The organism is Nonomuraea sp. NPDC049152 (genome assembly GCF_040648355.1).
Taxonomy (GTDB): domain Bacteria; phylum Actinomycetota; class Actinomycetes; order Streptosporangiales; family Streptosporangiaceae; genus Nonomuraea.
Genome location: NZ_JBEZDO010000026.1, coordinates 1 through 18907 on the forward strand (window position 1 = coordinate 1; position 18907 = coordinate 18907).

Annotated in this window: 23 protein-coding genes, 1 tRNA gene and 1 pseudogene; 2 read left to right on the plus strand and 23 right to left on the minus strand. The window is 68.8% G+C overall.

Translation table 11 applies throughout. The annotated features are described in order from the left end of the window. Nucleotides 1–515: 515 nt before the first annotated feature. From AB0B45_RS36380 to AB0B45_RS36420, 9 genes and pseudogenes are all read right to left on the minus strand, one after another. Nucleotides 516–1013 (minus strand): hypothetical protein, encoded by a 498-nt coding sequence (locus AB0B45_RS36380; RefSeq protein WP_358140201.1) that lies wholly within the window; start codon nucleotides 1011–1013, stop codon nucleotides 516–518. Beyond that, nucleotides 1010–1525: a hypothetical protein gene (locus tag AB0B45_RS36385; RefSeq protein ID WP_358140204.1), complete on the minus strand. Its 516-nt coding sequence runs from the start codon at nucleotides 1523–1525 to the stop codon at nucleotides 1010–1012. The genes AB0B45_RS36380 and AB0B45_RS36385 overlap by 4 nt, the downstream gene beginning before the upstream one ends. After that, nucleotides 1492–1839: a hypothetical protein gene (locus tag AB0B45_RS36390; RefSeq protein ID WP_358140206.1), complete on the minus strand. Its 348-nt coding sequence runs from the start codon at nucleotides 1837–1839 to the stop codon at nucleotides 1492–1494. The genes AB0B45_RS36385 and AB0B45_RS36390 overlap by 34 nt, the downstream gene beginning before the upstream one ends. After that, the gene (locus AB0B45_RS36395) at nucleotides 1815–2672 is read right to left on the minus strand and encodes an MlaD family protein (RefSeq protein WP_358140209.1); all 858 of its coding nucleotides are present in this window, start codon (nucleotides 2670–2672) and stop codon (nucleotides 1815–1817) included. The genes AB0B45_RS36390 and AB0B45_RS36395 overlap by 25 nt, the downstream gene beginning before the upstream one ends. Continuing rightward, the gene (locus AB0B45_RS36400; protein ID WP_358140212.1) at nucleotides 2669–3139 is read right to left on the minus strand and encodes an MlaD family protein; all 471 of its coding nucleotides are present in this window, start codon (nucleotides 3137–3139) and stop codon (nucleotides 2669–2671) included. The genes AB0B45_RS36395 and AB0B45_RS36400 overlap by 4 nt, the downstream gene beginning before the upstream one ends. Then, nucleotides 3118–3780, minus strand: a complete 663-nt coding sequence (locus AB0B45_RS36405; protein ID WP_358140215.1) for a hypothetical protein — start codon at nucleotides 3778–3780, stop codon at nucleotides 3118–3120. The genes AB0B45_RS36400 and AB0B45_RS36405 overlap by 22 nt, the downstream gene beginning before the upstream one ends. A 17-nt stretch (nucleotides 3781–3797) precedes the next feature. Beyond that, nucleotides 3798–4310: pseudogene (locus tag AB0B45_RS36410) on the minus strand (ABC transporter permease); the annotation flags it as partial. Between the two features lie 3 nt (nucleotides 4311–4313). Further along, nucleotides 4314–5315, minus strand: a complete 1002-nt coding sequence (locus tag AB0B45_RS36415) for an ABC transporter ATP-binding protein (RefSeq protein ID WP_358140218.1) — start codon at nucleotides 5313–5315, stop codon at nucleotides 4314–4316. Nucleotides 5316–5437: 122 nt separating this feature from the next. Beyond that, entirely contained in the window at nucleotides 5438–5965 is a 528-nt protein-coding gene (locus AB0B45_RS36420; protein ID WP_358140221.1) for a TetR family transcriptional regulator, read from the minus strand. Between the two features lie 56 nt (nucleotides 5966–6021). On the opposite strand from AB0B45_RS36420, the gene AB0B45_RS36425 reads away from it, so the two are divergent. After that, nucleotides 6022–6420 (plus strand): nuclear transport factor 2 family protein, encoded by a 399-nt coding sequence (locus AB0B45_RS36425; protein ID WP_358140224.1) that lies wholly within the window; start codon nucleotides 6022–6024, stop codon nucleotides 6418–6420. Here AB0B45_RS36425 and AB0B45_RS36430 read toward each other — a convergent pair. From AB0B45_RS36430 to AB0B45_RS36470, 9 genes are all read right to left on the minus strand, one after another. Next, a complete protein-coding gene (locus AB0B45_RS36430) occupies nucleotides 6392–6982 on the minus strand; it encodes a glycosyltransferase family 39 protein (protein ID WP_358140227.1) in 591 nt (196 codons plus the stop codon). The two genes, AB0B45_RS36425 and AB0B45_RS36430, sit on opposite strands and share 29 nt — an antisense overlap. 526 nt (nucleotides 6983–7508) lie before the next feature. Then, nucleotides 7509–7895 carry a 50S ribosomal protein L7/L12 gene (rplL, locus tag AB0B45_RS36435; protein ID WP_358140230.1) on the minus strand — a complete coding sequence of 129 codons (387 nt, stop codon included), beginning with the start codon at nucleotides 7893–7895 and terminating at the stop codon, nucleotides 7509–7511. Between the two features lie 71 nt (nucleotides 7896–7966). Continuing rightward, complete coding sequence (gene rplJ / locus AB0B45_RS36440; protein WP_358140233.1) at nucleotides 7967–8491, minus strand: 50S ribosomal protein L10; 525 nt, start codon at nucleotides 8489–8491, stop codon at nucleotides 7967–7969. A 247-nt stretch (nucleotides 8492–8738) separates the two neighbouring features. Beyond that, nucleotides 8739–9566 carry a DUF1396 domain-containing protein gene (locus AB0B45_RS36445; RefSeq protein WP_358140236.1) on the minus strand — a complete coding sequence of 276 codons (828 nt, stop codon included), beginning with the start codon at nucleotides 9564–9566 and terminating at the stop codon, nucleotides 8739–8741. A gap of 411 nt (nucleotides 9567–9977) precedes the next feature. Next, nucleotides 9978–10697, minus strand: a complete 720-nt coding sequence (rplA, locus tag AB0B45_RS36450) for a 50S ribosomal protein L1 (RefSeq protein ID WP_358140239.1) — start codon at nucleotides 10695–10697, stop codon at nucleotides 9978–9980. 156 nt (nucleotides 10698–10853) lie between these two features. After that, on the minus strand, nucleotides 10854–11285 hold the full coding sequence (rplK, locus tag AB0B45_RS36455; RefSeq protein WP_183650935.1) for a 50S ribosomal protein L11: 432 nt from the start codon (nucleotides 11283–11285) through the stop codon (nucleotides 10854–10856). 184 nt (nucleotides 11286–11469) lie between these two features. Continuing rightward, on the minus strand, nucleotides 11470–12276 hold the full coding sequence (gene nusG / locus AB0B45_RS36460) for a transcription termination/antitermination protein NusG (RefSeq protein WP_358140242.1): 807 nt from the start codon (nucleotides 12274–12276) through the stop codon (nucleotides 11470–11472). 51 nt (nucleotides 12277–12327) lie between these two features. Then, nucleotides 12328–12576, minus strand: coding sequence for a preprotein translocase subunit SecE (gene secE / locus AB0B45_RS36465; RefSeq protein WP_183650941.1), 249 nt, complete (start codon nucleotides 12574–12576; stop codon nucleotides 12328–12330). Between the two features lie 76 nt (nucleotides 12577–12652). Beyond that, nucleotides 12653–12725: transfer RNA gene (locus tag AB0B45_RS36470), tRNA-Trp, on the minus strand. A gap of 154 nt (nucleotides 12726–12879) precedes the next feature. Here AB0B45_RS36470 and AB0B45_RS36475 point away from each other — a divergent pair. Continuing rightward, nucleotides 12880–14091, plus strand: coding sequence for a pyridoxal phosphate-dependent aminotransferase (locus AB0B45_RS36475; RefSeq protein WP_358140245.1), 1212 nt, complete (start codon nucleotides 12880–12882; stop codon nucleotides 14089–14091). A 34-nt stretch (nucleotides 14092–14125) separates the two neighbouring features. Here AB0B45_RS36475 and AB0B45_RS36480 read toward each other — a convergent pair whose 3' ends face one another. From AB0B45_RS36480 to AB0B45_RS36500, 5 genes are read right to left on the minus strand one after another with little or no spacing between them, the layout of a single operon-like run. Further along, nucleotides 14126–16306, minus strand: a complete 2181-nt coding sequence (locus AB0B45_RS36480) for a hypothetical protein (RefSeq protein WP_358140247.1) — start codon at nucleotides 16304–16306, stop codon at nucleotides 14126–14128. Further along, complete coding sequence (locus AB0B45_RS36485; protein ID WP_358140250.1) at nucleotides 16299–16793, minus strand: SigE family RNA polymerase sigma factor; 495 nt, start codon at nucleotides 16791–16793, stop codon at nucleotides 16299–16301. The genes AB0B45_RS36480 and AB0B45_RS36485 overlap by 8 nt, the downstream gene beginning before the upstream one ends. 58 nt (nucleotides 16794–16851) lie before the next feature. Next, on the minus strand, nucleotides 16852–17427 hold the full coding sequence (locus tag AB0B45_RS36490) for a hypothetical protein (protein WP_358140252.1): 576 nt from the start codon (nucleotides 17425–17427) through the stop codon (nucleotides 16852–16854). 31 nt (nucleotides 17428–17458) lie between these two features. Further along, on the minus strand, nucleotides 17459–18373 hold the full coding sequence (locus AB0B45_RS36495) for a PASTA domain-containing protein (RefSeq protein WP_358140255.1): 915 nt from the start codon (nucleotides 18371–18373) through the stop codon (nucleotides 17459–17461). After that, nucleotides 18370–18864 carry a SigE family RNA polymerase sigma factor gene (locus AB0B45_RS36500; RefSeq protein ID WP_358140259.1) on the minus strand — a complete coding sequence of 165 codons (495 nt, stop codon included), beginning with the start codon at nucleotides 18862–18864 and terminating at the stop codon, nucleotides 18370–18372. Before AB0B45_RS36500 ends, AB0B45_RS36495 begins: the two co-directional genes overlap by 4 nt. Between the last annotated feature and the right edge of the window lie 43 nt (nucleotides 18865–18907).

Sequence of the window (18907 nt, forward strand, 5' to 3'; positions counted from 1 at the left end):
TTCGAGGGGCTCCTGGATACGCGAAAACGAAACGCGACGGGGACCGGCGGGTACGGCGGAGGCGTTGCGCGAGGCTGCCAACAGATGTCCTTCCGAGGGCTCGCGGCGGACTGACTACACGCACGCCAGACGACCTCGCAACGTGAGCAAGAGAAGCGGGTCGTCAAAGGGCAGCGCAAAGGGGCAGTGTAGCCGAACGGCACACGCCTGTCCACTTCGCTCTCGCTGCATGCTCCACGTTGTCCGCAGCATCGCCCGTCGGAGCGGAAACGTCAAGCCCGCGAGCCGGACTTTCGGCCAACTCAAAGCCTGGACGCTGGGATTTCTTCCCTTGGCGACAGATGGCTAGCTCCAGGCCCCAAGACGATACCCGCGAGCCGGGGCCGCTAACGCTCTGTCACACCGAGGTCTGAACCCATGCTGACGATCGGTGGAACCGTGACGGTTGTACCCATTCCCAGAGGCTCGCTAAACCTGGAATTTGATAACAATTGAAAGTCGGGACATGCCCGACATCAACTGCTCCCCACGAGGGTCGAGAGGTCGCCCACCAGCCACCGCGGGCCATCCTTCACCATGACGAATCTAACGCGGTTCTGGATCACCTGCTGGCGGGGCTCGGCGTCTCCCTGCCCCTGCTTGGTCGTCCCCATGTTCACGAACAGGAGCACGGACACCCTGTCGGGCGTGGCGTCCTGCACGGCGGCCCCCGCCACGGTGACCTCCTGGACGGTCCGCTGCTCGGTGGCCCTCGGCACGAGCGTCCTGCGCAGGTCCTTGTAGCGGCCGGTCAGCTCGCCGGTGGTCAGGGCCTGCGCCCTGTTCAGGTCGTCCTCGATCGTCCGGTAGTTGTAGGACAGCAGGTCGGGCGCCAGCGCCCTGGCGGCGACCATCGCCTGCTCCCCCGCCTCCCGCCCGCCCCGCAGGTGGTCAAGCTCCCCCTGCATCCGCAGCGAGACCCAGCCGAGGAAGGCCACTGCCGCGGCCAGCACCGCCGCTATCGCGATCCTCACAGCACCTGCTCCGCCTTCGCGACGAGCCACCGGCCGCCGACCTTGGACATGTCCATCGACCAGCGGTAGTAGCGGTCCTGCTTGGGCGTGCCCGTGCCCTCCCAGTTGATCGTGGAGTCGGCGACGACCAGCACCTTCGCGGTGTCGCCCGCCATCGAGACCATCCCCGAGGCGCGCACCGCCCCCGTCTGCACGACCTTGTTGGCGATCGTGGTCTCCCTCAGCTTGGGCGCGCCCGCGTGGTACTCGGCGTACGCGGGCCCCGTGGAGGTCGCGAGGATCTTGGCGATGCTGGCGTCGGCGCTCTTGTAGTTGAGCGAGAGCAGGTTGAGCGCGTGAGCCGCGGCGGCCTCGATCGCCGCCCGGCGGTCGGCGTCGGCCGCCTCCTCGTCGCGCAGCTGCGCGCTCAACCAGAAGGCGACCCCCGCCACCAGCACCAGGATCGCCGCCAGCGCGATGGTCAGCCTGCGCACCACGGTCACCGACCGGGAGGAGTCAGCAGTGCCTGCCATATCGCGGGATCATAACGCTCGACCCATTCCTCCAGACCCGGAATGCTCGGGGTGGGCAGCGGCTCGGGCGCGTTGCGGGCGCCCCTGACCCCCGTCTCGCTGTCCCTGGGCGCCTTGCAGTAGGTGTCGAGCCTGGCGCGTTCCACGCGCGTGTCCCGCGGGTCGCGCCGCCGCCGCACGTACCCCTCCGTGCACGAGGGCGGCGCGTTGAGGTTGAGGTGGAGGCCGAAGTGCAGCCCCTCGTCGTCGATGACGGTGAAGGCGCCCGCCACGCCCGCCGGATAGCCGATCAGGAGCTGGCGCAGAGCGGGCACCCTGGAGGACGCGACCTGGCCGCCGACCACGAGGTGCGCCAGCAGCGGCGGCAGGTGCGGCGCCAGGCCGTCCACCAGGCGCTCGGTGGGCGGCGTGGCGCGGCCCGCGCCCGCGATGGCGCCGCGCAGGTCGTCCCGCCCCCTGCGCAGCGTCCCCGTGAGCGAGGCCAGGTCGCGGGCGAAGGACTTGAGGTGGCCCACCTCGGCCAGCTGGGTGCCGAGGACGGTCTCCCGTCGCCGATCAGCGCCTTGGTCTCCGGCAGCACGTCCTCGGCCGAGGAGAGCAGCTCGTCGCTCGCGTCGAAAAGCCTGCCCAGGTGGGGTCCGTTCCTGCCGAAGGCATGCTCCAGCTCCTCCACGACGGTCGCGACGTCGGCGGGATTCACCGAGGCGAGGAGCCGGTCGGCGTCGCGCAGGAGGGCCGCGGTGGTGATCGGCAGCCGCGTGTGCTCGCGCGCGATCACGTCGCCCTCCTTCAGGTACGGCGGCGCCGTACCCGATGGGCGCAGGTCGAGGTACTGCTCGCCGACGCCCGAACGGTTGGCCACCACGGCGCTCAGGCCGTCGCGCGGCACCAGGACGCCGGCGTCGATCCTGAGCACGGCGCCCGCCCCGTCCATCGTCGGCCGCAGCTCCTCGACCCTTCCGACCCTGACGCCCCGGTAGGTGACCTCGGCGCGGTCGAACAGGCCACCCACGTCGGCGAGGTCGACCCGCACCCGGTAGGCGGGGTCGAACACGTCGGCGCCGATCCCGGCGTAGGCGACCAGGGTGTAGGCGGTGGCCACGACGGTGACCACGGCGAAGGCCAGGAGCTTGAGCCTGAGGATCACCGCGTCACGTTCTCCAGCGTCGTGCCTGGCGACAGGTCCACCGTCACGTCGGCGTTGCCGTAGTCGCCCTTGAGCAGCCCGGTCGCCGATGGAGGGAAGGGGAAGGTCAGCGCCGTGTCGAGGTTGCGGGCCACGCTGGTCCGCGCGGCGTCGAGGCCGGCCAGCAGGGCGCGCAGGTGTCGGAGATCGGCCAGCGTGTCGTCCCGCGAGCGAGTCACCACGCGAGTGGTGCACACGACCTCGGCCCGCCACGCGATCAGCTCGACGGCGGTGACCTTGCCGACCGTGACGTCGTTGACCTTGCACAGCGCGTGGGGCACCAGGTCGAGCGCGTCAGCGAACTCGATCGTCACCGGGTAGGGGCGCTCGCCCAGGTCGGCGGCGCCCGGCAGGGGCAGCGACTCCACGCCGCGGAAGCCGCATCCGGCCACCGCGAGCAGCGGGATCAGGAGCAGTGCGCTTCGCACGGCGCGAGCCCTCCAAGCGTCAGATCGGAGATCTTCACCGAGGCGGGGACGGGGATCAGGTTCTGGATGATCGAGTCGAACCACGGCCCGTTGCCGGTGGCGTCGGCCAGTTGCCTGGCGAAAGGGATCAGGAGCGCGAGCGAGCGGTCGAGGTCGCGTTCGTTGCGCCGCAGGACGGCGACGAAGCCGCGCAGCTCCTTCAGCGCGGGCTTCAGCGTGTCCCGGTTGTCGGCGATCAGCCCGTCGATCTGCTCGGCGAGCGCGACGGTGCCGGTCAACAGGCCGTGGATGGCCGCGCGCCTCGCGATGATCTCGCGCAGCAGCAGGCCGCCGTCCCTGACCAGGCCGCGCAGCCGCTCGTCGCGGTCGGCCAGCAGGCCTGTGACGGTTCGCGCGTTCCGTACCAGTTCGTGGAGCTTGTCGTCGCGGGAGGCGATGGTCTCCGACAGGCGCCGAGGCCTTTCAGCGAACCGCTGATCTCGGCGGAGGAGCCTTCGAGGGTGGCGGCGAGGGTGTCCCATCGCGCTCGCGAGCGCGGGCGTGAACTGGGCGCCGGAGATGGTGATCGCCAGCACCGCTACGCACGCGGTGGTCACGAGCGCGAACAGGGCGAGCTTGATCCCCGCGCTGAACGTGGTCATCGGAGCATCAGCCTCGCACCGCCGGCCTGGAAGCCGTAGTAGCAGTGGATGAGGATGACCATCACCGAGAAGACCATCACCTTCCCGAAGGATCACAGCACGTCGTACCGGACGAGGAACAGCTCGAAGTAGTGGTCGTAGGTGCCGGTGGACTGGCCGTAGAAGCCGGTGGCGATCAGCCTGGTGGCGACGTAGGACGACAGCGGGCCGAGCACGTAGAGCGGGACGATCGCGGCGAACCCCACGAAGAGCCGCGTGGTGACGGACTGGGCGCCGAACTGGCGGATGAGGTTGCCGGACTGCAGCGCGAGCACCGTGCCGAACGGAATGGCGACCAGCGCGGTCGGCAGCGCGCTGACGCTCACGATGAACCAGGCCTGCTGGACGAACTCGCGTCAGTGGACGGGCCGCTTGGGCACGGCTCGCGCCGTGTCGCCCACAAGAGCGACGAACCGGCCCACTTCTGTGAGTACTTGACCCTGGAGAGTGACGGCCTCAGGCCGCGAAAAGGGAGTCCTGGACGTGGTCATGGGTCAGCGCACGCCGTTCATGTGGGCGTTGACGAGTCTGGGGTACTCCTCCAGCCAGTTGCGTCCGCGCTCGTCGACGAAGGAGCCCTTCGGCGGGATCACCCCGTTGGCCGCCAGCCACGAGCCCGGCGGCTTCTGCGTGCGGCGGATGCCGTTGCCGCTGGGCATCAGCTGCGGCGGGATCGGCGGCAGCGAGCCGGGGTCATGGCCCAGCTGCGCCTCGGCCTCAAGCTCGGAGATGTCCTTCTCCTCCGACATGCCGATCGGGCCGTGCCTGCGGGCGTTGAGGAACTGCCTGACCACCGGCTCGTCGCTGGACAGCAGCATCTCCCTCGGGCCGAACATCACCAGCTCGCGCCGGAACAGCAGCCCGATGTCGTCGGGCACGGTGCGAGCGGTGTTGATGTCGTGGGTGACGATGAGGAAGGTCGCCTCGATCTCGGCGTTGAGGTCGACGATGAGCTGGTTGAGATAGGCGGTGCGGACCGGGTCGAGGCCCGAGTCGGGCTCGTCGAACAGGATGATCTCCGGGTCGAGCACCAGGGCGCGGGCCAGTCCGGCGCGTTTGCGCATGCCGCCCGAGATCTCACCCGGCAGCTTGCCCTCCGCGCCGAGGAGGCCGACCAGCTCCATCTTCTCCATGACGATCTGGCGGATCTGGGACTCGTTCTTCTTGGTGTGCTCGCGCAGCGGGAAGGCGATGTTGTCGTAGAGGCTCAGCGAGCCGAAGAGCGCGCCGTCCTGGAAGAGCACCCCGAACAGGCGACGCAGCTCGTAGAGCTTGTTCTCGCTGCAGTTGGCCAGGTCGTAGCCGTCGATCCAGATGTGGCCACGCTCGGGGCGCAGCAGACCGACGAGAGTCTTGAGGAAGACCGACTTGCCGGTGCCCGAGGGCCCGAGCAACACGGAGATCTCGCCCGCGGGGAGGGTCAGGGAGACGTCCTCCCAGATGACCTGCCGACCGAACGACTTGGTCAAGCCGTCGACCACGACCTCGACGCCCACAGGTCACCTTCCAATAGCTGGTGGTAACGAGACGAACACTTTACTTACACGGGAGCGCTGTAACGGAGCTTCCCGCGAATTGGAATCCATTCCAATAATTCGGCGGGATTGTTACTGGGCGGTTATGTCAGAGCCTGGAGGGCGGGACGCAGCAGCCTGGCGACCTCTTCGGCCGGCACGTCGCGCAGCTCGTCGAGGTCGAGCAGCTGGTGGCCGACGGTGACACCGAGCAGGACCAGGGTGATGAGCGCGGCCTTGAGCCTGGCGTCCCGTCCCTCGATCGCCGCGCCGATCTGCTCGATCTGCCTGCTGAAGGTCGCGCGGGCGGACGCGGCGGCCTCCGGGTGGGTGAGCATCGAGCGCATCATCGCCAGCGAGCCCTGGGGCAGCTCGCCCAGCTTGACCCCCAGGGAGCCGAGCAGGTCGTCGACCAGCCGCCCGGCGTCCTCCGTCCCGACGTGCACCGCCCTTTCGAACAGGCTCTGCTTGGTGCCGAAATGCTGCATCACCAGGGCGGGGTCGATGCCCGCCGCAGCGGCGACGGCCCTGATCGTGGTGCGCTCGAAGCCCTTCTCCGCGAACAGCGCGCGGGCCGCTTCGAGGATCCGCTGCTCGGTCCTGGCCCTGCGTTCGGCGCGCGTCGGAGTCACGCGGTCACTTTACTTCTCGCTTGTTCGCTCAACGTTTGTTGAGTAAATTGGGGCGCATGACAACGATCATCACGCGGTTCCACGACGCCATGCTCCACAAGTCGGCCGACGAGCTCGCCGACCTCTACGCCGAGGACGGCGTCCACGAGTTCCCCTTCCGGACGCCGGGCATGGTGGAGCGCTACAACGGCAGGGAGGAGATCAGGGCCGGATACAAGGCTTCGTGGGGTGCCACGCCGGCCTCCGTCGAAGAGATCCGCAACGTCGTCATCCACCAGAGCACCGACCCCGAGGTGATCGTGGTCGAACACGAGACCGCCGTCACGGTGTACGGCCAGCCGTACACCGTACCGGGGCTGCTCGTCCTGCGCGTACGCGACGGGAAGATCGTCCACACCCGTGACTACATGGACGCCACGGCCGTGGCTAGCCTGCGGTCAGGTCGTACAGGGTGACGCCGCCGACCGTTCTCGCGGTGAAGTTCTCCTGCACCCAGGCGGCAATCCTGGCGGCGTCGTCGCTGCCGCCCGTCGTGACTCCCGTCCGGCGGCCCATCCCCATACCGCCGCCGACGAAGTAGTGGATCTTCCCTTCCTTCGCGTAGCGCTGGAAGTCGGCGAGGGTGGGCGCGGGATCGGTGCCGTTGAAACCGCCCACCGCCATCACGGGGAGCTCGGTGGCGAGCTGGAAGCCCGCCGCGTTGTTCGAGCCGACCGTGGCGGAGCCCATCGCCGCAGGCGTGCCCGGCAACCGCGGCCACGCTTCCACCGCCTCACCGGCCAGGACCAGCTGCCACAGCCGCCGCCCGAGCGGGGTGGGCGCCGTGACCAAATAGACCAGCGCGAACCCCGGCAGCACCACGAACGCCTGCATCATCTTCGCCAGGAACCCGAACCCGACACACACCCCCGCCAGCACCAGCCACCGCGTCGAGGCCCGCTCCTGCGCCCGCACCACGCAGTAGGCGGCCAACGACAGCAGCAGCACCAGCAGCGCGTCGGGGTAAAAGCGGAACATCAGCAAGATCCTGTCCCCCGTCGCCCCGAACGATGCGAGGGGCTCGGCTGTCGAGGCCGCCCGTTTGTTCCGCTTGGGCTGCCGAGGTCAGTCGTTCGACCTGGGCTTTCGGATTGCCGAGGGTCAGCCGCTCCGCTGAGGACGCTCGGGTTGTCGACATCACCCGTCGCACTGGACTCCCGAGCTGCCGCGGTCGGCCGTGCCGCTAGAAGGCCGGGTTCTCGACATCACCCGCCGCACTGGGCTTTCCGGCTTCCATGTCAGCCGTTGCGCCGGGGATCTCGGGTGTTTAGGTCAGCCGTGCCGCTGAGGGCTCGGGGTTGGGCATTCAGCTGGGGATTTCGGACGCCACGACCCATGCGTAGGGCCCAAGGCCGCCAGACCCACGGGCGGGCCGGTCGCAGGGTCCTCGTCACACGGCGGGACACGACCCCGGCGGTGCCCTGAAAGGTTCCGGGAAAACAAAAAGAGCGGAACCCACCCGGCACCAGGGTGTGTTCCGCTCTTTCCGAAAAGACGCGCCGTCTTACTTGACGGTGACGGTGGCGCCGGCGCCCTCGAGGGCAGCCTTGGCCTTCTCCGCCTGCTCCTTGTTGACCTTGCCGTCGAAGACCGGCTTCGGAGCGCCGTCGACCAGGTCCTTGGCCTCCTTCAGGCCGAGGGAGGTCAGCGCGCGGATCTCCTTGATGACCTGGATCTTCTTGTCGCCGGCAGCCTCGAGGATGACGTCGAACTCGTCCTGCTCCGCGGCCTCCTCAGCGGCGGCGGCAGGGGCGGCAGCGGCGGCAACGGCGACCGGAGCGGCAGCCTTGACGTCGAAGGTGTCCTCGAACAGCTTCACGAACTCGGAAAGCTCGAGGAGGGTCATCTCCTTGAACGCGTCGAGCAGCTCGTCGGTGCTGAGCTTCGCCATGATGTTTCCTCCGTATGGATCTTGCTAAATGGTGTTACGGGACCGCGGTGAAGTTGCGGCAATCCCCGGTCTTACTCGCCCGCCTCTTCGCGCTTGGCGCGAAGGGCTTCGGCCAGCTGAGCCATGTTGGTGGGCAGCGCGGCGAACACGGCGGCAGCAGCGGACTGCTTCGCCTTCATCGCACCAGCCAGCTTCGCGAGGAGAACCTCACGGGACTCGAGGTCAGCGAGCTTGGTGATCTCGGCAGCATCGAGGGCCTTGCCCTCCATGAAGCCGCCCTTGATCACCAGAAGGGGATTGGCCTTGGCGAAGTCACGCAGACCCTTGGCGGCCTCGACCACGTCGCCCGTCACAAAGGCGACGGCCGTCGGGCCGACCAGCAGCGAGTCGAGACCAGTCACGCCGGCCTCGTTGGCCGCGATCTTGGTCAGGGTGTTCTTCGCCACGGCGAACTTCGCGTTCCCACCGAGCGACTTACGCAGCTCCTTGAGCTGTGCGACGGTGAGACCGCGGTACTCGGTCAGAACGGCGGCGCTGCTGCCCTCGAACTCGCTCTTGAGCTCGGCAACCGCTGTCGCCTTATCCGCCCTCGCCATGGGCCTCCTTCCAGATGTGCCGCCGGCGAAGGCCTCTGAACATGAAACAAGCCCCGGCGCAGGCGCACGGGGCTCCATCCATGTGGAGACCACACGGAAGAACTTCGCATCTCACCTACGCGGGCCGTCCACGCTCTGTGGATCCTTCGGTCACCAGGCCTTGAGGCACCCAGCGACGACCGGCGGTCTTTGGCAAGCACCAGAATAGGGGGCGATCCGTCAAGATGCCAAATCGCCCCCGCGGGGATCAGTTCCTGGGGAGGTCACCGACCTGGTCGGCGGGCGGCGCGGCGATGGAGACCGGCTCGTTGAAGCCCTTGAAGAACAGGTTGGCGTTGAACTTCGCGCCCTTCTCGTCGCCGGACATGACCAGCTTGCGCGGCAGGCCGTCCGAGCCGACCCAGATGTCGAAGGTGACGTTCTGGAGCTCGGCCATGTGCTCCTTGGCCTGCGCCTGCTTGTCGGCGGGCAGCTGCGCCACGGCCGCGTCGACGGGGAACGTGCCGCCGTAGTGGGTGGTGTCGACGCCGCTCACGCTCTCGGTGCCGAGCTGCTTGATGTTCTGCGAGGCGGTGACGAGCTTGGTGACGTTCGCCAGGTCGAACCGCTGGACCTGGTCGAGGAACTGCTTGGCCTCCGCGCCACCGTCGCTCACCGGGATCTTGATCCACGGCTTGGCGGCGCCCATCACCTTGTTCAGCGCCTCGGCCTTCACATAGACGTTGTCGCCCTGCAGCACGGCGCGTGCGCCGCCGGGCAGGCTCTGCCTGCCGAAGTTGGCGGTGTCGAGCGTCAGGTCCGCGGCCAGCTGCGGCTTGCTCTGGTAGACCATGCGCCCCTGGACCTTGCCGGTGCCCTCCTGCGGATGGGACACGTCGACCACGCCGTCGACGGTGTAACTGGTGACTTCCTGCGTCTTCTGCGCGGCCTGCTCCAGGACCTCGGCGGCGGCCAGCTTGGCCTGAATGGGTACCGCGCCCGACGCGGTCGATCCGGTCGATCCACAACCCGCGACCGCGACGAGGGCGGCGGCGCCCGTCGCGGCGACGGCGAGAGTAATCCTGCGCTTCAGCATGCCTTCGACACTACGTCTCCGATTCACGCATTTTGGCTTCCCTGGAGCAACTCAGGGAAACTCCAGGGTCATCCCTGAGCCCCGTGCTCGCAGGCGATCCCGCTCCATCCGTCTGTACGGCAAGCCCCCACTGAGCACCACCCAGGGCACGTGGCCGGGGTCTGTCCAGCGCGGCAGGAAGCGGCGGGAAGCGGCGGGAAGCGGCGAGAGCAGCGTCACGTGGTGGCCGTCCGTCACGGCGGGAAGCGGCGGCTCTCGGGAGGCGTCCCCTGGACGGGCAGCGACCACCGGACACGGAGGCGCCTGACCCTGCGTGCCGTACAGAACCAGAAAACCCCGGGAGATGCGGGGCGGGGAATGCGGAAGGCCCCCGCGGGAATCCTGCGGGGGCCTTCAGGGGCGTGAGAAAGATCAGCCCTCGAGCTCGGCGGTCAGCGCGCGAGTCAGGTTGGGGTCGACCGGGACGCCCGGACCCATCGTGGTGGAGAAGGTGACCTTCTTCAGGTAGCGCCCCTTGGCCGCGGACGGCTTGAGACGCAGCACCTCGTCAAGGGCGGCGGCGTAGTTCTCGATGAGCTGGCGCTCGTCGAACGACGTCTTGCCGATGATGAAGTGGAGGTTCGCCTGACGGTCAGTGCGGAACTCGATCTTTCCGCCCTTGATCTCGGTCACGGCCTTGGCCACGTCCGGCGTGACGGTGCCGGTCTTCGGGTTCGGCATCAGACCACGCGGGCCGAGAACTCGGCCCAGGCGGCCGACCTTGCCCATCAGGTCGGGGGTGGCGACGACGGCGTCGAACTCGTTCAGGCGGTTGCCCTTGGCGATGTCGTCGATCAGCTCGTCGGCGCCGATGATGTCGGCGCCGGCCTCGCGGGCAGCCTCGGCACGGTCACCGGTCGCGAAGACCAGGACCCGGGCGGTCTTACCGGTGCCGTGCGGGAGGTTGACCGTGCCGCGCACGATCTGGTCGGCCTTGCGAGGGTCGACACCCAGCCGCAGCGCCACCTCAACGGTGGCGTCGAACTTGGTGGTGGTGGTCGCCTTGGCCAGCTTCGCGGCCTCGGCGGGGGTGTAGAGCTTGTCGCGGTCGACCTGGGCCGACGCGTTCTTGTGCGCCTTGCTGCGCTTCACTTCGGGTCTCCTTGGTGGAGTCTGTGGTCGTGGGCCAGCGCGTGGCCCTCCCACGGGTGGAACAGGACTGTCGTGCTAGTGAGAACCTGGCTACTGGCCCGCCATGTCACGTCTGCGCCGGCTCGGCCGGGCGGCGGTCCACTCGTCATGTTGCTACTAGTCGGCGACGGTGATGCCCATCGACCGGGCGGTGCCGGCGATGATCTTCTCGGCGGCCTCGACGTCGTTGGCGTTGAGGTCGGGCATCTTGGTCTCGGCGATGCTGCGCAGCTGCTCGCGGCTCAGCTTGCCGACCTTGTCCTTGTGGGGAACCGCAGAGCCCTTGTCGAGGCCGAGCGCCTTCTTGATCAGCTCAGGCGCCGGGGGCGTCTTCGTGATGAAGGTGAAGCTGCGGTCTTCGAAAATGGTGATCTCAACGGGGATGATGTTGCCCCGCTGGGCTTCGGTGGCAGCGTTGTACTGCTTCACGAAGTCCATGATGTTGACGCCGTGCGGACCGAGGGCGGTACCGACCGGCGGGGCGGGCGTGGCCTGGCCAGCGGGAAGCTGGACCTTGACCAGTGCCGCGATCTTCTTCTTCGGAGGCATGTGTCCTTCTCCGGGTCCTGATCGTGTTGCCGTCCACTCGCGGGTGCGGGCGGACATGTCGGAAGGCCGCCCTTCGCGAGGGACGGCCTGCCGAACGTCGTGTCGACGGAAAACGTGTGACGGAACTCCGGCGGCTAGCGCACTTCCGGGGTCACGCGTTCCTCGTCAAGTGTATGCGAGCCTGTCAGATCTTAGAGACCTGGTTGAACGACAGCTCGACGGGGGTCTCGCGGCCGAAGATCGACACCAGCACCTTGAGCTTCTGCGACTCGGGGCTGATCTCGCTGACCGAGGCGGGCAGCGTGGCGAACGGGCCGTCCATGACGGTGACCGACTCGCCGATCTCGAACTCGACCGTGGGGCCCGTGGCCGTCTTGGCGGTGGCCTTCTTGGCCTCCTCCGTCGGCTCGGGCGCGAGCAGCTTGGCGACCTCGTCGAGGCTGAGCGCGCTCGGCTTGTTGGAGAGGCCGACGAAGCCGGTCACGCCGGGCGTGTTGCGCACGGCGGCCCACGACTCGTCGGTGAGGTCCATGCGCACGAGCACGTAGCCGGGCAGCACGCGCTCCTTGACCGGGACCTTCTTGCCGCTCTTGAACTCCTGGACGGTGTGCGTGGGCACCTCGACCTGGAAGATGTAGTCCTCCATGTTGAGCGACACGTTGCGGCTCTCGATGTTGGACTTCACGCGGTTCTCGTAGCCGGCGTAGGAGTGGATGACGTACCACTCGCCGAGCTGGCCGCGCAGGGAGCGCTTGAACTCCTCGACGGGGTCGACGTCTTCCTCAGGCTCGGCCTCGGCCTCGTCTTCGGTCTCGCTCGCCTCGTCGACGACCGTCACCGGAGCCTCTTCGGACTCCTCGGACTCCTCGACATCGTCGTCGTCGGCGTCCTCGGCCTCATCGAGCTCGGTCTCCTCGACCTCGTCGATGGCCTCCTCAGCGGCGACGTCGTCGTCCCACTCCTCGCGAGGGGTGTCTGAAGTCTCGGACACGGTGACTTTTCCTCTTTCGTCGAATCGAATGGTGCCCCGTCAGGCGTCGGGTCAGCTGCCGCCGAAGATCCGCAGGACGCCCTCCGTGAACAGGGCGTCAAGCCCCGACACGATCGCAACCATGATCAGAACGAATACCAGAACGACCGTGGTGTAGGTGATGAGATCCTTACGCGTCGGCCAGATGACCTTGCGGAGCTCGTTGACGACCTGCCGATAGAAAAGGGCGGGTGAAGTGCGCTTCTGCTTCTTCTCACCGCTCGGCTTGCCTGCGGTCTCGCTGTGCGTGTCGATCGCCACAGTCCTCACCTGATCTGTCGTATCCAACGCAGTTGCGCGGCGCGCTTGCACGCCTTGCTGCGCGGACCGCACTCAGCAGGGCAAGAGGGACTCGAACCCCCAACCGCCGGTTTTGGAGACCGGAGCGCTACCAATTGCGCCATTGCCCTATGTCGTCAACCACACTACATGGATTGACCGCCTGCCCGGACCGATCGCCACATCGACATGCGGCGGCAGGACCATGCGAAAGTGTACGGGGGAATGACCGCTACGTCGAACCACTTACGATCGCCCAGGTAGTGACCATCTTCTCGCACTACGATGGGCGTCATGTCCAGCCGCATCTCCGCACGCATCTCAGCGATCTCAGAGTCCGCCACGCTGGCCGTCGACGCCAAGGCGAAGGCGATGAAGGCAGCAGGCCGCCCGGTCATCGGCTTCGGCGCGGGCGAGCCCGACTTCCCGACGCCCGGCTACATCGTCGAGGCGGCGATCGAGGCGGCGCGCGATCCCCGGTTCCACAAGTACACGCCCGCCGGTGGCCTGCCCGAGCTGAAGCAGGCGATCGCCGCCAAGACCCTGCGCGACTCCGGCTACCAGGTCGACGCCTCGAGGGTCCTGGTGACCAACGGCGGCAAGCAGGCCGTCTACCAGGCGTTCGCCACGCTCCTCGACCCCGGTGACGAGGTGCTGGTCGTCGCGCCGTACTGGACGACCTACCCCGAGGCGATCAAGCTGGCCGGCGGCGTGCAGGTCGACGTCGTCACCGACGAGACGAGCGGCTACCTGGCCTCCGTCGAGCAGCTGGAGGCGGCCCGCACCGAGCGGACCAAGGTGCTGCTGTTCGTCTCACCGTCCAACCCGACCGGCGCGGTCTACTCCCGCGAGCAGGTCGAGGCCATCGGCCGCTGGGCGGCCGAGCACGGCCTCTGGGTCGTCACCGACGAGATCTACGAGCACCTCGTGTACGGCGGCGCCGAGTTCACCAGCATCGCCACCGCCGTCCCCGAGCTCGGCGACAAGGTCGTCATCCTGAACGGCGTCGCCAAGACCTACGCGATGACGGGCTGGCGGGTCGGCTGGCTGATCGGCCCCGCCGACGTGGTGAAGGCCGCGACGAACCTGCAGTCACACGCCACCTCCAATGTCGCCAACGTCTCCCAGATCGCCGCGCTCGGCGCCGTCTCCGGCGACCTGTCGGCGGTGGCGGAGATGCGCGAGGCGTTCGACCGGCGGCGCCAGACCATGGTCAGGATGCTCAACGACATCCCCGGCGTGCTCTGCCCCGAGCCGCTGGGCGCCTTCTACGTCTACCCGTCGGTCAAGGCGCTGCTCGGCAAGGAGATCAGGGGCAAGCGTCCGCAGACCTCCGCCGAGCTGGCCGAGCTGATCCTGGAGGAGGCGGAGGTCGCGGTCGTTCCCGGCGAGGCCTTCGGCACTCCCGGCTACTTCCGCCTCTCCTACGCGCTGGGCGACGACGACCTCGTCGAGGGCGTCAGCCGCCTGCAGAAACTGCTGTCCGAGGCGAAGTGAGAGAACGGGAAGGGCCGACCGGCCCTTCCCGTGATCACCACACGTCCAGCTGCGGCAACCCCTCTTCGCTGTTGCCGCCGCCGAACACCGCCACACCCGGCCGTTCCAGCCACATGGCGTAGGTGTAGTCGCCGCGTGACCAGGTGATGGCCGGTCTGCCGCGCAGGACGGCGGGCTCGGCCCCCTTCACCATGCCGTCCAGCGTCCGGACCCCGCACACCACGCCGACCGTCAGGCGGTCTGACGTGCCGGTTCTGATCCAGGTGTAGCCGTAGACCCGTCCCTTCGTGACCAGCCCGTCGAAGGCGGAGAACGACTCCCCCAAAGGGAACGACTCCGCCATGGGCGCCCCTTCGGGCCGTCCGATGAACCAGACCCCTCGGACGGCCTGCCGCTCGGACAGCGCCTCGCCCGAGGGCGGCAGCGTGGCCGACCGGGCGTCGCAGGTGGTCCCGTTGACCGGTTTCACGCTCGGGTCGCGCTGGGGCACGCGAGGCTCGGATCTGACCTCCGTCACCCGCAGGCTCTTCGTCACCCGATCGATGTCGCGGCTCGCGGTCACGACGACGGCCAGCCCCCAGTCGACCCGCCACACCTCGCGCCTGCCACCTGGCACGACCGCGCGGATCCTGTCCCCTGGGCCGACCTCCGTGACGCCGGCGACGCGCACGCCGAGTCGGTCCTTCACCCAGTCCCCCGCGTCGAGGCGGCCCCTGTGGACCTCGACGCGAAGCTCGTCGCCTCCCGAACGCCACACCCCCGTGGTGACGCTCGAGTCCTCTTCGAGACCCGCTGTGGTAGACGCGCGCGTCATGCCGAGCGTGTCGATCCCGATGCCGTCCAACTCCTGATCGCCGCGCTGCTTCACCTCGGCCACGCGGATGCCCCGCGCCACGGCCATGAGGTCGTTGACCAGGTCGTCGCTCACCTGGACCCGCACGCCGTACCCGGGCCTGACCGTCCACAGCACCATCCGGCTCCTGGGCCCGCCCTCGCCGGTCACGACGTCGCTCACCAGGGCGGGGAAGCTCCCCACGGTCGTCTTCTTGAGGCGGGTGAAGCGCTCGCTCGTGTCCCAGGAGACGTCGGCGAGGTTGTTCAGGGTGCGCGCCCGCTCGCCCCTGACCACCTCGACCATGACCGAGCTGCCGTCCCTGTTCCACCACTTGCCGAGGCCGTCCATGCCGGCGTCGCCCGTCCTCGTGAGTCCCGGCGGCAGGTGGGTGACGGTGAGGCCCTCGAAGCTCTCCGGAAGTCCCGGGGTGGAGATCATGGGGGTGATCCCCGCGAGAATACGGTCGATCTCGGGCACCAGGTTGTCGCTCACCTTGAGCACGAGGCCCAGCCCCGGCTTCTGCAGCCACAGCCGGCCATGGCCGACCATCAGGCTTCCTGGCCCGTCCCGGTAGCCCGGCTTCCCGTTGACGGTCGTCCGCGTCCCGTTGCCCCACTCACCCGCGCTCCAGGCGGCGAGCTCGTCCAGCGAGGCCGCGTGCTCGCCTCTTACGCTGATCAGCGTGATCCGCCTGTCGCCCGCGCCGGTCCACGTCTTCGCCGTCTCCCCGTCGCTCCTCTTCATGACGCCCGCCAGGTGGACGCGGGGCGGAAGGTAGGAGACGCGCATACCCTCCACGACACCGCCCGCTGGTCCCGTGGGATCGGTCATCAGGAGTTCCTCGGCGATCGTCCGCACCTCGTCGATATGGTTGGCACCGACCGTCACCCTGAGCAGCAGTCCCGGCCGTTCGGCCCAGAGCAGGTCCCTGCCGTCGTCGGAGATCCTGGCGGTCCTGCCCCGTATGGACGTCCACGTCGTTCCGACCATCAGCCCCCGCGTGTCGGGGTCGCCGGTCCTGCCGTACCTGCTCACCCGAACGAGGTCGTCGCCCGAGCTCCAGGTGAGCGTGCCGGCCAGCAGCGCGCCGTCGCCCGACGAGCCCTGCACCGGCTTGCCCAGCCCTGCGGGCACGTGGCGGACCTCGACGTCGTCGAGGCTGCCGGTGGTGCTGGGCGTGGTGGCCACCTGCTGCTCGTCCCGGGGAACCAGCACCCATCCGGCGAGCGCCAGCGCCACCGCGGCCACCACCGCCACGACCCTGTGGCGTGTACGGCGCCGCCGCCGCGAGAGCAGTACCACCTGGTCCACGAGGTCGGATGCGGCGGCGAGATGCGCGCTGTCCTCGGCCATCGCTTGCCGCAGCTCGCTCTCAAACATCGCTTGACACCTCCTCCACGACGATCAGACCGCGTAGTTTGGCCAGCGCCTTGGCGGTCTGGCTCTTGACCGTGCCGACAGAGCACCCGAGTGTCTCGGCGGTCTGCGCCTCGGACAGGTCCTCCCAGAAGCGCAGCACCACGACCGCGCGCTGCCTGGGCGGCAGTAGACGCAGCCCGTCGGCGAGCACCTGCCGCAGCTCGACGCCCGAGTCGGGGCCCGCGACGGGCACCTCGGGGAGCGCGCCGGTCGGGATGATGCGCAGGATGGCGCGGCGACGGGCGCGGCTGATCGCGGTGTTGACGATGATGCGCCTGACATACGGCTCGGGGTCGGCGTCCTGCCGGAGGCGGTTCCAGTTGCGGTAGGCGCGCTCCAGCGCGGTCTGCAGGACGTCCTCCGCCTCCTCGCGTGACCCGCAGGCCAGGTGCGCGAGCCGTAAGAGGCTGGTGCCCCGCGCCGCCACGTACTCGGCGAACGCGGTCACTCGATGGTCTCCATGTCCTCTATGTACGCCTGGGCCCGCGGAAGGGTTGCCCGAGAGATCAGACGGGCGACTGGACGGAGGCCGCCAGCGGGATGAGGGACTCGCGGAGGGTGTCGCTGACGCGGATCCACGCGCCCGTGCCCGTGCGCTCCAGCCACACGATCACCATGCCGCCGCTCGGATGCCCGCCGACGAGGGCCGGCCTGCCGCGGATGGTGGTCTCGCGGGGCGAGGTGACGGTGGCGCGCTGCCGGTAGGTGTCCCAGTCGGCCGCGACGGTGCCGTGCTCGACCTGGACCTCGACGAACGTGGAGCCCGAGGCGTAGCGGGCCCAGCCACCCTCCACGCCCGGCTCGGGCCGGACGGCGCCGCCGCCGGTGCGGGTGAGCCCTGGCGGCAGGTAGGTGAGCCAGAAGTTGTCGGCGACGACCGTGATGCCGGGCGTGGTGGGGGTCGGGGTCGGCGGAGCGGGGGTGGCGATCGTGGGCGAGGAGGTGTCGACGGATGACGTGACGCGCCCGAAACCCGAAGAGAAGATGGCGTAGATGGTCAAAACGGTCGCCGCCAGGGCGGCGAGGGCGAGCGCGGCCCGCCATCCCTCGCCCCGGACGGCGACTAACTCGTCAGGCGCCATACCTCCTTAGTGCCCACCTTCCCCTCGGTGGTCACTTCGCGGCGCGCACGCCTTCGGCGATCTTCTTCAGCTCGGCGGCGACCGCCTCCGTTCCGAGCCTCTCCGCCCTGTCAGGGCTCATCGCCACCTCGACGGCGAGGTCGTCGGTCAGCTTGAGGCCGAGGGTGGGGGTGGCGGGCTCGCTGCCCTCCTGCGCGCCCAGCTGCCCGAACTCGCCCCCCTCGCCGACGTTGGCGAGATAGGCCCGCTCGTCCCCGAACTCGACGATCTCCACACCGTCGCGCTCCAGGTCGTTCTCGACCTTCGTGCTCGCCTTTCCCTCGTGGACGTAGACCTGGATGTCGTAGTGACCGCTCGGGGCGCCTGGCGTGTCGAAGGTGGTCGTGTAGACCATGCCTCCGCCATACGCCTTCTCGGTGCTCCACTTGTTCGACCACTTGCCCCACACCAGCCCTTCGGGCAGGTAACCGAGCGTGATACCGCCGAACGTGCGGCCGTCGCCCAGGTCGCCGAGCGCGTTGGGCAGCTTCTCCACCAGGAACAGCCTGACGGTGGAACCCGTCTCCACTTCCTCGCCCGGCTTGGGCTCCTGCCCGAATACGCCCTCGTACCCCGTCGCCTTCTCGCCCACGAGACCGACCGCCTGCAGTGCCGCCTGTGCCTCCGCCAGTGTCTTGTTCGTCACGTCGGGGACGGTCACCTTGGTCACCACCCGCACGGTCGACGTGCCGTTCGCCACGCCGGCGGACTCGGGCCCCGAGGTCGCCGCCAGGTAGACGGGCACGCCCGCGGCCAGGACCGCGGTGGCCAGCGCGGCGCCCGCCGTACGGAACCTGATGACGTGGGCGCGGTGCCTCCTGCGCACGCCGGCGCCCATCGTGGGCGGCGCCTTGACCTCTGCCACGTTCGCGGCCATGGCATCCGCGAGGGCCTCTTCCACCTTCATACGAGCGCTCCTTCCTTGATGTTCGTGCGGATTCTGGCGAGCCCCCGCGCCGCCTGACTCTTGACCGTGCCGAGCGAGCAGCCGAGCGCCTGGGCCGTCGCGTGTTCGCTCATGTCCTCCCAGTAGCGCAGCACCAGGACGGCCCGCATGCGCGCGGGCAACTTCCGCAGTTCGGCGACGAGCGCGTCGCGCAGGTCGAGATCGGGCGTCCTGGCCTCGGTCTCGGGCGGCCTGGAGAACGTGATCTCCTGGATGACCTTGCGGCGGCGCGCAGCCGAGATCGCCGCGTTCACCACGGTCCTGCGCGCATACGCGTCGGGGTTGTCGTGCCTGATGCGCGGCCAGTGCCGGTAGACCTTCTCCAGCGCGTGCTGGACGAGGTCCTCCGCGTCGTGCTGCGTCGCGCCGCAGACGAGGATCGCGGTGCGTAACAGAGACGTGCTTCGGGCGGCCAGGAATTCGTCGAAAGCCGCCTCATCTTCTTCCTTCATCAGCGAGGTCCCCTTTCGCCCCTCCCAACGCGTCAACCCCCCG

What these genes read in the sequence shown, in the direction of transcription:
- AB0B45_RS36405 (WP_358140215.1), bottom strand. Translation starts at nt 3,780, where the DNA reads ATGACCACGTTCAGCGCGGGGATCAAGCTCGCCCTGTTCGCGCTCGTG.
- AB0B45_RS36445 (WP_358140236.1), bottom strand. Translation starts at nt 9,566, where the DNA reads ATGCTGAAGCGCAGGATTACTCTCGCCGTCGCCGCGACGGGCGCCGCC.
- rplJ (WP_358140233.1), bottom strand. Translation starts at nt 8,491, where the DNA reads ATGGCGAGGGCGGATAAGGCGACAGCGGTTGCCGAGCTCAAGAGCGAG.
- AB0B45_RS36385 (WP_358140204.1), bottom strand. Translation starts at nt 1,525, where the DNA reads ATGGCAGGCACTGCTGACTCCTCCCGGTCGGTGACCGTGGTGCGCAGG.
- AB0B45_RS36495 (WP_358140255.1), bottom strand. Translation starts at nt 18,373, where the DNA reads ATGAAGGTGGAAGAGGCCCTCGCGGATGCCATGGCCGCGAACGTGGCA.
- rplK (WP_183650935.1), bottom strand. Translation starts at nt 11,285, where the DNA reads ATGCCTCCGAAGAAGAAGATCGCGGCACTGGTCAAGGTCCAGCTTCCC.
- AB0B45_RS36480 (WP_358140247.1), bottom strand. Translation starts at nt 16,306, where the DNA reads ATGTTTGAGAGCGAGCTGCGGCAAGCGATGGCCGAGGACAGCGCGCAT.
- AB0B45_RS36500 (WP_358140259.1), bottom strand. Translation starts at nt 18,864, where the DNA reads ATGAAGGAAGAAGATGAGGCGGCTTTCGACGAATTCCTGGCCGCCCGA.
- rplL (WP_358140230.1), bottom strand. Translation starts at nt 7,895, where the DNA reads ATGGCGAAGCTCAGCACCGACGAGCTGCTCGACGCGTTCAAGGAGATG.
- AB0B45_RS36425 (WP_358140224.1), top strand. Translation starts at nt 6,022, where the DNA reads ATGACAACGATCATCACGCGGTTCCACGACGCCATGCTCCACAAGTCG.
- AB0B45_RS36490 (WP_358140252.1), bottom strand. Translation starts at nt 17,427, where the DNA reads ATGGCGCCTGACGAGTTAGTCGCCGTCCGGGGCGAGGGATGGCGGGCC.
- AB0B45_RS36430 (WP_358140227.1), bottom strand. Translation starts at nt 6,982, where the DNA reads ATGTTCCGCTTTTACCCCGACGCGCTGCTGGTGCTGCTGCTGTCGTTG.
- AB0B45_RS36475 (WP_358140245.1), top strand. Translation starts at nt 12,880, where the DNA reads ATGGGCGTCATGTCCAGCCGCATCTCCGCACGCATCTCAGCGATCTCA.